Annotated in this window: 7 protein-coding genes; all 7 read right to left on the bottom strand. The window is 46.1% G+C overall.

From position 1 onward, the window contains the following. Positions 1-3 precede the first annotated feature (3 nt). Genes HHL16_RS18000 through HHL16_RS17970 form a run of 7 tightly spaced genes read right to left on the bottom strand, consistent with a single transcriptional unit; the run spans position 4 to position 11,568 of the window. Positions 4-1,338, bottom strand: coding sequence for a DNA mismatch repair protein (locus HHL16_RS18000; protein ID WP_169426733.1), 1,335 nt, complete (start codon positions 1,336-1,338; stop codon positions 4-6). 8 nt (positions 1,339-1,346) lie between these two features. Beyond that, complete coding sequence (locus tag HHL16_RS17995) at positions 1,347-2,654, bottom strand: DNA mismatch repair protein (protein WP_169426731.1); 1,308 nt, start codon at positions 2,652-2,654, stop codon at positions 1,347-1,349. An 11-nt stretch (positions 2,655-2,665) separates the two neighbouring features. After that, positions 2,666-5,002 (bottom strand): Gldg family protein, encoded by a 2,337-nt coding sequence (locus HHL16_RS17990; RefSeq protein ID WP_169426729.1) that lies wholly within the window; start codon positions 5,000-5,002, stop codon positions 2,666-2,668. 12 nt (positions 5,003-5,014) lie between these two features. Then, entirely contained in the window at positions 5,015-5,935 is a 921-nt protein-coding gene (locus HHL16_RS17985; RefSeq protein ID WP_240966261.1) for an ABC transporter ATP-binding protein, read from the bottom strand. A gap of 28 nt (positions 5,936-5,963) precedes the next feature. Continuing rightward, positions 5,964-6,725 carry a hypothetical protein gene (locus HHL16_RS17980; protein ID WP_169426725.1) on the bottom strand — a complete coding sequence of 254 codons (762 nt, stop codon included), beginning with the start codon at positions 6,723-6,725 and terminating at the stop codon, positions 5,964-5,966. A 32-nt stretch (positions 6,726-6,757) separates the two neighbouring features. Then, positions 6,758-8,251, bottom strand: a complete 1,494-nt coding sequence (locus HHL16_RS17975; protein ID WP_169426724.1) for a RagB/SusD family nutrient uptake outer membrane protein — start codon at positions 8,249-8,251, stop codon at positions 6,758-6,760. 11 nt (positions 8,252-8,262) lie between these two features. After that, positions 8,263-11,568, bottom strand: a complete 3,306-nt coding sequence (locus HHL16_RS17970) for a SusC/RagA family TonB-linked outer membrane protein (protein ID WP_169426722.1) — start codon at positions 11,566-11,568, stop codon at positions 8,263-8,265. Positions 11,569-11,582 lie beyond the last annotated feature (14 nt).

Below are 11,582 nucleotides of genomic sequence, written 5' to 3'. Positions count from 1 at the left end.
AACTCAAGCGCCAGCCGAATGCTTATTGCTGATCATTTCCAGAATGCCTTCGTTACGGATGATCAACATCCCCTGCCTGTCTTCAGTGATACCTTTTTCCAGGCGATAAGTATACGTTGGCTTGTTTCCATCCATCACCGTTGGCAGGTACCGGAATTGGATGTTATCCAAATGCTTCAGGGCCTCTCCCACTTCGATGATATGTGTAGATACCACAAAAAGACAATCTGCATACTCAGCAAACGCTTCGGTTACGGCAAGCGTACCATCATAGGCATCTTTCACATTGGTGCCTTTGAACAACTCATCGAATATCAGCATGAGCCTATGACCGCCTGCTGCAGCTTCTGCAGCCTGTTTTACACGAACCACTTCTGCATAGAAATGAGAGTAACCCAGGCCGATATTATCTGCCACATTAATGGAAGTATACAATCCTTCGCGGACAGAAAATCTGCATTGATCTGCAGCTACAGGAAAGCCCATATGTGCCAGATATAATCCGATAGCCATTGCTTTCATCAGCGTTGATTTTCCCGCCATGTTGGCTCCCGTAAGAAAAAGTACATTATTGTTCTGCTGCAATTCCAGATCATTGCCAACAGCCAGAGGAACGCAGGGATGCTTGAGGTTTTTCACTGAAAGGATATTGCTTTCGGGAGGAAGCGCCGTAGCATAAGCGAATCCTTTTGCTCTTGCAACATCACTTACCGTGATGTACAGATCCAGCTCGCAGATGAACAGAAAAACATCTTCCATTTCTTTGTGCAGGCTGCTTTTGAGCAAATGCTCATAGTGTGCAAGTGTACGCAGCGGCAAGGCCTGGTAAATGTCGATGCCAGACAATTTTTCCATCTCCGGCAACTCAAGGATCCTGGCAATAGCCGCCACTCTTTTTGCAAAGGGCCCGTTGAATGTTTTCAGCTCCTGCACCATCCGCTGCAGGTTTCTGAGTGTAACGATGGTAGCCTGCAAACCCTGAATACTTTTTCTGTACCGTTCGTCGCGCGTAAGTCCGGACAGCAATTTCTTCCCTGCGGTTCTCAACAACATCATTAGCGCGCTTCCAGAATCAGCAGCATCAAGATATTCCCGCATCAGCGCCACCTGTTGCACATCGAAAGGGAAACTGAATGTCTGATGCTGAAAGAAATGAAAAATGCTGCTGCGCCGGTTGATACTGTCTGTATCAGTAAGCGGATTACGAAACATTTCATCCATCAATTGCTCTCCCCCTCTTGTTTTCAACTGATTGAACAAATGATACACGGAACCATTCCTGAACTTTCCCAGCAGATTCAGCTCATCCAGTGTCTGCCTGTCTGTTTTAAAACTCATGGTTGATTTTAATTTTTATGCGCGGCCCGCTTGCGGCCATTCTGCAGAATCTCCAATATTTTTTCATTGCGGATGATGATCATTCCATGCCGATCGTTGGTAACTCCCTGTTGTAACGTATACGTGTATTCCGGAACATGCCCGTTCATACGTGTTGGCAGGTACCAGAAGCTGATTGCAGGGTCGCTGCGCAGCTCCTCCGCTGCTTCTACAATATGTGATGATATGATGAACCGGCTGCTCTTTCTGCCGGCAAATGCGAGGGTAATGGCAACTGTGGCTTCATGTGCATCTTTTACATTGGTGCCACGAAACAACTCATCAAAAATCACAAAGAGCGATCTGCCTGCCTTCAGCTCTGCTGCTATTTTCTTTGCACGCAATACTTCTGCATAAAAATGGCTGGCACCGATGCCCAGATTATCAGGAAGGTTGATAGTGGTAAAAATGCCATCCATTACAGGAAACTGCATACTGGAGGCTGCCACCGGAAAACCCATATGAGCAATGTAAACCGCCGTTCCTACTGCTCTTAAAAAAGTACTCTTCCCGGCCATATTGGCTCCTGTAAGAAATACTATATTCCTTTCTTTGCGCATGGTTATATCATTGGCAACCGGTTGTTTCAGCTCCGGATGATACAACCCTTCGATATTCAATGTTTGGTTGCTGTTTTCAACTGCTTCAGGAAAAACGAAATTTCTCAGGGATGCTACCTGGGCAACTGAAATGTAAACATCCAGCGAATAGATCCGCGTCAGCAGCTTCTTCACCTTATCACGCTCGCGAACCCGAAGCAACACATCAAATGCAGTGATGGCAGCATAGGATAATTTTCCAGCTTCTTTCCCGGCAAGCACCGGAGCAAATACAGGATCTGCCACCAGCTTTTCTATTTCCATCCTTTCTGTTTCAAAAGCGCTGATGCTTCTGATCGATTCCGATAAAATGAACAAATGGATCTGCCGCATCAGTGCAATCACTGCTTCCACGCCATTGCGGATGTCTTTTTCGCTCAGCGTTTGTTGCATATCGCTCTTCCCCTTGTCCATAGCGGTGGTCATGTATTTTTCCGCCATGTCAAAGCTGTCTGCTCTGAAAGGGAAGGCGGTTTTTAATCCGGCAAAATGTCCGATGATGCTGCTGCGCCTATTGATCTCTTCCCTGTTGCTGAGCGGCCTGCTGAACATTTCCTGTAACAACATTTCTCCACCCCTTGTATTGGTGTTATTGTACAGATCGAAGATGCCGGCAGTATCGTTCCTGCTGAATATCCTTAGATCATTGATTGTTTGCTCATCTGTCTGGAGGTACATGATGGTTGATTTTATTTTCTTTTTCTACGGATCAGGATAATGGAACCAAGCAATAAAAGCACTGCAGGCAATACCCAGATAAAGAATACCGATTGCACTTTTGCTGCTTTGCCCGATACAGTGAACAGTTGATCGATGGGGTCGGGCCGGGGTGTATACACAGGAAATTTGTTATGGTCCATCCAACTGAAAAATGAAACAGGAATCATATTGCCAGCTACTCTTACATTGCTCAGGTAGTCTGCATCTCCGGCTACAAGGATACGTTGTTCTTTATCTGTCAGTTTTCTGGTAACTGATGCAAAAACAGTGAAAGGCGTTTTTTGAATATCGCCACCGGCTGCATTGAATACCGGCGCCACAGAATCTGTTACCAGGCGGCCCATTTTATTGAATGTTCCGCTTAAAGTAACCAGCAACGGCTTGAACGTAAAATCTGTTTGTCCGGTTGGCTGCACTTCCACTGCGCCGGGCGTCATCGCTTTTACGGTATCCCTGTATTTAGGATTATTCATTCTGCTGCGCAGTTTGGCATAACCCGGTGCATCGGCCATGAAATAAAGGTCGGGTCTGAAGCAGGTATTCAGCATATGTGGCATTTCGTGTCTGCTCACCTGCACCAGTGTACCCTCTTCTAGTTTTACACCGATGCCGGCCAGCAATGGATTCAGCATTTCCTGTTTACCGGGTTCACCCATAATATAAGCGTTGCCCCCATTTTGCAGATACCTGCTGATCCTTTCTTCTTTCAAAGCGCTCAGTGTTGTTTTTGGATCTGCTACAACAAGACTGGAAATACCGGCCGGGATATCACGCAGATCAACTGAAATAGTATCTGCATCAAATCCCAGATTGATCAGGGAATTTCTGTTGATCTTATTGATCGAATGCGTCATGAATTCCCTTTCTCCTCCCTTATAGATATCGCGTTCAAGATTGCCTGTTGTGTACAGCACCCGTGGCATTTCTTTCATCTGCAGCCTTTTGAATGCAGCAGATACATTCATTTCATTTGGCCAGAAGTCGGTATCTGGAAATGTTCGCAGCCAGGTGGTTCTGCCTTTGTATTTCAGCTGCATTACAGCGCGTTTGTTTTCAGGAGAAAGATCGATGAGCTTTCTGATCTCATCAGGAGTTTTAAAGCGGGAAAGCTCTGTTTCATTTCCTTCGGCCTGTATCTCAGCAATTTCCTTCAGCGACTTTTTGGGGTATCGTTTGAAAAGAAGGCTATCGCCATCCATCACATCATAATAGTAGACATACCTGAATTTGATATCGGGTTTAAATCGCAGGTATTTTTCCCATAACCTCCACATATAATCGTTTCTGGCAGCTGGTGAGGTTCTGGAATAAACTCCATCCAGCAGATTGCTGTAGAGCGTTACTTCCAGCGGTTCGCCTTTTTCAAACTCGCTGATCACCTGCTGCGTATTGGGATGAATGGTAAGTAATTTATCATGGGTTGTATCCCAGTACAGGATCGTTCCGGGTCTGGAGCTTACATATCCGATCAGCAGAACAGCTGCAATAACCGCACAATAACGAAACGCTTTCCGGTACCATGGAATGGTTGCACGGGCTCCTTTCAACTTTATTAGTGTAAAGCACAGGAACATGCTGGTGATGAGCATATAGTAAATCACATCGGCAGAAGTGATCAGCCCTGCCAGCATTTTTACTGCTCTGGATCTCATCGATAAAAAATAAGTGAGGTCACGCACCACATCATACTGTTGCCAGAGGCCACTGATTCTGTTCAAAATAAAAATAACGAGGAATGTTCCGATGGCACTTACGATCTGGTAATTGGTAAGGCTGCTCATAAACATCCCGATAGCTCCGAATGCACAGATCAGCAGGTAAAAACCAAGTGTGGCAGACAACAATATTCCGCTATCAACATTTTTGATATTCAGGAATCCCATGAACATAAAAATACCCAGCACTGCAATCAGCAGCAGATTGAAGATCATAAGGGCTAAGAATTTCCCCAGCACTACCTGCCGTGTTTTCACCGGAGAAGAATACAGCAGTTTGATGGTATCATTGTTGATCTCTCTGCTGATGATGCCCATAGTGAGCAATGGCAGAAAGAGATACAGGTTGCTGATGGCATTGGAATAGATACCATCCGGATTAAGAAATACCAGCTGAGTAAGTGAACGGTTGAAGCCTTCAAAATCCGGGCTGTTTTGCAACGACAGTGTTTGCCATTTGGCCAGTTCCTGCACTACCCTGCAATAGAAAAAAGCAGATTGTATCAGAAATGCAATGAACAGAAACCATGCTACAGGGGAATAGAACAGATTCCGGAGTTCCGTCCGGGAGATCTTCAGGATCAGTTTCATATGTCAGTATTTTTAGTAGGATTGAGTAGATAGCTGCCTGAACACATCTTCAAGCAGTCCTTTTTCGAAGTTTATCTCGCGCAGATGCCATCCGTTTTCCATGCTGGCCGCGATGATCCTTTCGGTGATCTCCTGATCACCGTTGAAGTATAAACGAATTTTTTTATCGGTAAGAAACTCGGCTTTGGTACTGCCTTTGATGGCTTCCAGCTCAGCGATGGAAGGTGGATTTTCCATACTCATCACAATACTGCTGGCCTGCATGTAATTGTTGAATGCTTCCATGGTGTCGGAGAAAATGATACGGCCTCCTTCGATCATCACCACTTCGCGACAGAGCAGATGAATTTCGCTCATTACATGAGAAGAAAGTAACACAGTACTGTTCTGCGCAATTTCTCTGATCAGTTTTCTTACCTCTATGAGTTGATTGGGGTCGAGGCCATTGGTTGGTTCGTCCATCACTACCAGCCTGGGTTTGTGGATGATGGCCTGTGCAATTCCTACACGCTGACGATATCCTCCCGACAGATTTTTGATCAGCCTGCTGCCGAAATGCGTGATCTGGCATCTTTCCTTTGCTTCTTCAACAGCGCTTTTGATACTGCGATCGCCGATCAACCGGAGTTCTGCGCAATACACAAGGTATTCATCTACGGTAAGATCAGTGTAAACCGGCGGATTTTGCGGAAGAAAGCCAAGCCTTGTTTTCGCTGCCTCCGGCTGAATTCTTGTATCCAATCCATCGATGAATACATTCCCTTCACTTTGATTGAGTACACCACAGATGATGTTCATGGTGGTCGACTTGCCGGCTCCGTTAGAACCAAGCAAACCTATCACTCCGGTCTGGTTTATTTCGAGGTTGATATCCCTGATTGCCCAGGAAGTACTGTATCTGTGAGAAAGATTTTCGATTTTTAATATGCTCATACCATTCATTTACTTCTTTGTACAATAATTAAAACACACGCGCATAGGGGATCCTTACCACTTTAGGAGCAAGCGCTCCGGTTGCCCCCATCTTTCCCACCAATGCGAATGCAAAATTTTTATAGATCCATGCATTGGGCGTTAGCTTACCATTATTGGCAATCTTTTCAGTGGTGATCTTCTGAATAAGTGTGCCAGTGGCTACATCCCGGAATTCGAAAACATAATCAGCGATATCCATCTTCACGTCATATTTTTTGAAGGCTGTTGCTCCTTTGTAGGGAAGTTCGGCTACTTCTGAGCCGGGCGATGCCGACTGCAGATTGATGCTCACCGGAATTTTGTCTGGCATCAGATTCACGAACCGGATGCCCATTGCACTGTCCCCACCCTGGAAGAACAGCGGCTCATCTTTTACCAATGCATATTCAGGAGCTTCGGGAGTACCGGCCAGAAAAAGGCTCTGCATTGAACCTGTCTGCAGATCGAGATTGAGCTTGAAAAGAGGTGCGCTTTTCGGCAGGGTATCCGGCGAATGGTAAAGCGCCAGCGGCGAACTTCCGGCAATCACGCTTTGAAGATTTGAACCGGGACTGAAGCTGCCATAAACAATTTTGTTGGTGGTACTGAATTCCGCAGGAGCAGTTGTTGAGTAAACGGTATGTAAAGTATTGCCTCCTGCAACACCATGGAAGATCATGAGAGAAGCCGAACCCGGACGGACCACTTCCTCTTTTTTACATGCGGTAACCAGCATGATCAGCATTGCTGCAATTATGATACGTTTCATTAGAATCATTTGAATGATGAAATGCTTTCCGGCTATCTGATATAGCCGGTGTTTTGAAGAATATTCGTGTTGGCTTCGATCTCCCGCACAGGTATGGGATACAGCAATTGATAATCGCCTTCCCATGGTTGCTTGGACGGCATATTGCTCAGTACAGCGCTGGCATTGCTATTGCGTTTGAGATCGAACCAGCGGTTACCCCATTCTGCAAACAATTCGATCTGTCGTTCATGCGCCACTGCATCTTTAATTTCATTTACGCCGAGCGAAAGCGGATAATCCGGCAAGCCTGTTCTGAACCGGATGGCATTGAGATCTGCAATGGCGTTTGCTGGTCCGCCATCTGCACCGTTTACTCTTGCCTCAGCCCTGATGAGATAGATCTCTGCCAATCTCAGCACCATGCTGAATTCAGGAGAAGGCGCTTTTGCTACTCCGTTATGCCTGCCCGTTTTATATTTGGCAGGATACCAAACTTTCATATTCAGTCCGCTGCTGGTTTGCATGGTGCTGTCTGCCCACACTTCCCATCGCTGATCACCCGGCTCAAACGCACTGATCAGTTGATCCGTGAGCCATACGCTGGCATTATCTTTAAACGGATTAATGGGAATAAAGAAAGCACCGGCTGCGGTAGCATTTTTGACAATGCTTGTCTGATTGGTTTGCTGAAACTGAAAGATGGCTTCTTTGCTGTCTGCGAGAAATACTCTGTTCAATGGTTCGAGACCGAAGAGGCTTGTCTCTGCAATGATCTCCGATGCTTTGGCAGCTGCCTGTGCATGATTGTTCATATACAGATACACTTTTGCCAGCATTGCCTTTGCTACCCATTTATTGGCCCGTATCCTTGCGTTTTTCCCTGCGGCATAATCATCAGGCAGGTCGCGTTCTGCATCTTCCAGATCTCTCAGTATCTGAGCATACACAGCCGCAACGGGAGACCTTCTGATATTGATCACCTGATTGAAATCTACCGTTAATGTGATTGGCAGGTCACCAAAGAAGTTCACCAGATAGAAATAAGAAAATGCGCGGAGGAATTTTGCTTCGGCAGTGTATTGTTTCTTTACACTGTCTCTGATTAAAGAGTTCCTGGCGCCTGCAATACCTTCGATAACCGAGTTGGCATCATAGATGGCTTTATAGGCTGAACTCCAGATGCTGCCTGAAAGACTGCTGTTCAGCAATGTGAGCTTGTTGGAAGCTAATGCATAGGCAGGCACACTTACTGAGCTCACATTGAACTCATCGGCGGAAAGTCCGCCTGCATAGGTTGAAAGCCCCGATGCAAAAGAATTCAGGAACATATTATTGCCGGTTGTATTTGTACCGGTGCCATTGATCATTTCATAGTAGATGCCTGCGAGCGCTCCTTCGGCCTGTGGTTCAGTTCTGAACATCTTGTCTGCAGTGATGGTGTCGACCGGATCGTCTACAGTGACCAATTTTTTGCAGGAAGCCATCATTACTGCAAGCAGTACGCAAATGGCAGTGAAGCATATATTTTGATTGGTGTTGCGCATATTGCTCTTGTTTACAATGTGAAGTTTATTCTTCCAACTATTATTCTGGGAATAGGATTGAATGATCCTGAAAGAACGGAAGGATCGGCTCCATAACTTGTTATGGTAAAGAGGTTGGATATGTTCAATGAAAAATTGCAGCCCTTCAGACCAGCCTTCTTCGTGAGTTTTTCCGGCATGGCGTAACTGATCTGAACAGCATTCAGCCGGAGATAGGAACTGCTCACATACTCGGCTCCCCTGTTGTCGCCGATGGTGGTGAATTTGGGATATCGGGAAATATCGCCGGGTTTACGCCAGTGATTGGTCAGCAGATCATCCGGCAGAATCAGATTGGCCATTCTTCCAATACTGAGGCCGGTGCCTACTGGCGGGGACAGCTGTTTGGAGTAATTGAACTGCATGGACAGGCCGAAATTCTTCCAGGTGAGATCAGCACCAAATCCTCCAAAGAAATCCGGACTCACATCGTAGCCCACATAGTTATCATCATTTCCTGTACCCGGAAAAACATTTGTATTGGTAGTGATAACACCATCTTTATTGTAGTCTTCAAAACTGATTTCGCCGGTAAGAGGATCAACACCAGTTACCCGTTTTACATACTGCATATTCAGCGAGGTTCCCAGTTTCAGCCTGTTGGCAAAAGGAGAATTTTCGAGTCCGGGATAAGCGATGAGCTTGTTTGTATTTCTGGTGATATTGGCATTGAGCGCAAGGAGCAGGTTCTTTTTCTTTATTACATCTATTCTCATTGCTGCTTCTATGCCCTTATTCTGAACAGTAGCTCCCCAGTTGGCCCTCACCAGATTGAAGCCGGTGTAAGAAGGTGTGGGCAGCTGTGTAAGCTGATTGCCTGATCGCTTGCGTACGTAAGTGAAGTCTACACTGATCCTGTCGTCCCAAAAGCCAAGATTGATCCCCGCATCGAGCGAACGCAGCTCTTCCCAGCGATATTGCTGGTTCACCGGAACAACCGACACATAAGGTTGCACATCGCCATAAGGGAACATTCTGGTGGTACTTCCCTGTTGCAGCGTTCCGTATCGGGCGAGGTATTCATAGTTGCCTACATTATCGCTTCCGGTGATACCATAACTCATTCTCAGTTTGATGAAGCTGAACCATGATGGCAGCATTCTTTTCATCCACTCCTCTTCGGATGCAATCCACGATGCACCTATTGATCCGAAGTTGCCGTACTGACTGCCGGGAGCGAAACGCGAAGATCCGTCGCGTCTCATCTGCAGGTTCAGGATGTATTTCTGATCCCAGTTAAAATTGATGCGGGAAAAAACGGCGGCGTATTTGAAATCGAACTGTGTATTGGTAGCTGCTACCGCCTGTGCAAGGCTGATGCTCTTCATCTGATCATCATTGGGAAAACCTAACCCGGTGATGTTTGTGGTATTGGTACTTGTTTTTTGCAAAGTGCCTGCCAGCATTACAGAGAGCCTGCCTTTGGAAATGGCGCGTGTATAGTTTATCTGGGGTTCAAAAGCAACGTTGCTGTTTTTGGTATTGCCGAAAATAGCGATGGCTCTGGGCGACGAGTTAGGATCCTGCGATGCTACCGGTTGAAAAATATCATTGGTATTGTTCATATTCTGGTAGTTGAAACTTCCGGTAAGTATCAGCCCTTTGAACAAAGTATAATTGATGGTAAGATTGCTGTTAAGACTATTTGTTTTCTGAATATTGGGTTTGAGAATATAATCGAACGTGAAATTGTTGATATTGGGATTGGGGTTGTAACCCTTATAGTTGAGCTTACCGGATTCATCGAAGATGGGAGGCGCATTGGGAGCAGTGGTATATCCCGATACCGGATCACTGATGGCATCTACTTTGGTAGAAGCATAAGCTGCCATCAGACTGATGGTGAGTTTCTGATTCAGGGTAGCATGTTTCACATTCAGGTGAAGCGTTCCCCGCTTGTTGCCGCCGGTTCTGGTATTAAGATCCCGTTGCTCAGTATACCCCGAACTCAGTCTGAAACTCGTACGCATATCACCACCGGAAAGTGTTGCACCAATATCTGTATTGTTGCCGGTTCGTAGCAATTGCCTGATCCAGTTGGTAGAGCGGGTGGTATCCCAAACAAGCAGGTCCGGTGCATTGTCTACCGTAGGTGTGATGCCATCATTGCGGAACGCTTCGTACCGCATATCGATGTATTCCCTTAGCGACATCATGCGGGGATAGCGGGGAACAGTTACTACTCCCTGCTGAATGCTCACATCAAAAGCAGTTCTTCCGGCCTGCGCTTTTTTGGTAGTGATCAATATTACGCCGTTGGCTGCACGAGAGCCGTAGATGGCCGTTGCATCTGCATCTTTCAATACTTCTATACTTTCTATGTCTTTGGGATTGATATTGAAGAATGGACTCTGGCCCTGTGTGTAAGAGATCCCATTCTGAATATATCCCTGCGATACTCCAAATCTGTTGTTTGTGATGATGCCCGACTCAAGCACAGTCTGCGGAATTCCATCGATCACGTAAAGCGGCTCGGTAACCACATTGCTGTTGATGGAATTGCGGCCCCGTATCTGAATTTTAATGGGAGAGCTGGCATTGCCGGTGAGATAGGAAAGCTCCAGCCCCGGCACTTTTCCCTGCAATGCCGCCATTGGATTCATCACAGGTTGCCTGCGGATTTCTTCTCCGGTAACCTTTACTATATTTCCGGTTGAAAGACGTTTGCTGGTAATGCCGTATGCCTGCACCACTGCCTGATCGAGTTCGCTGGTAGCCATTCTCAGTGCAACCAGAATACGGCTGTTCTTATCCGTTACCTTTACAATTTGTTTTTCATATCCGATAGAAGTGAGCGTGATGGATATGTCTCCTTCGATATTTTTCAGCATAAAGTTCCCCCGTTCATCAGACTGGGTGGCTTTATTGGTGCCGTTCACAGAAATGTTCACGCCGCGGATCGGTGCACTTGTTTTTGCATCATACACAAATCCCGAAACATCCCTGCCCGGAGGGTCGAACAATAGAATTGCGGGCGGAATTATTTTTTTGGGAGAAAGCACAATTGTTTTTCCTTCAATCAGAAAATCGAAAGGTTGTTCTTTCAGTACGGCGCTGAGAAATTCAGCGAGGGGCATTTGTTTTGCTGCAATGGTTACAGGCTTTGCATCATTCAGTATATCCCTGTTAAGGAACACCACATAGCCGGTTTGATTTTCAATAACGGCAAATACCTGTTTCAGCGGAACTTCCTTTCCTGTAAAAGTTACTGACTGTGAAAGTCCGGTGGCATAAGCACAGGTGAGCATTGTGGTGAGTAAGACGATAGTCAGCTTCATAACAAGCAGTAGTT

This window comes from Pseudoflavitalea sp. G-6-1-2 (assembly GCF_012927185.1).
Classification (GTDB): Bacteria; Bacteroidota; Bacteroidia; order Chitinophagales; family Chitinophagaceae; genus Pseudobacter.
Note: the sequence above shows the minus strand (reverse complement) of the source record. Positions and strands in the feature narration are given on the sequence as shown.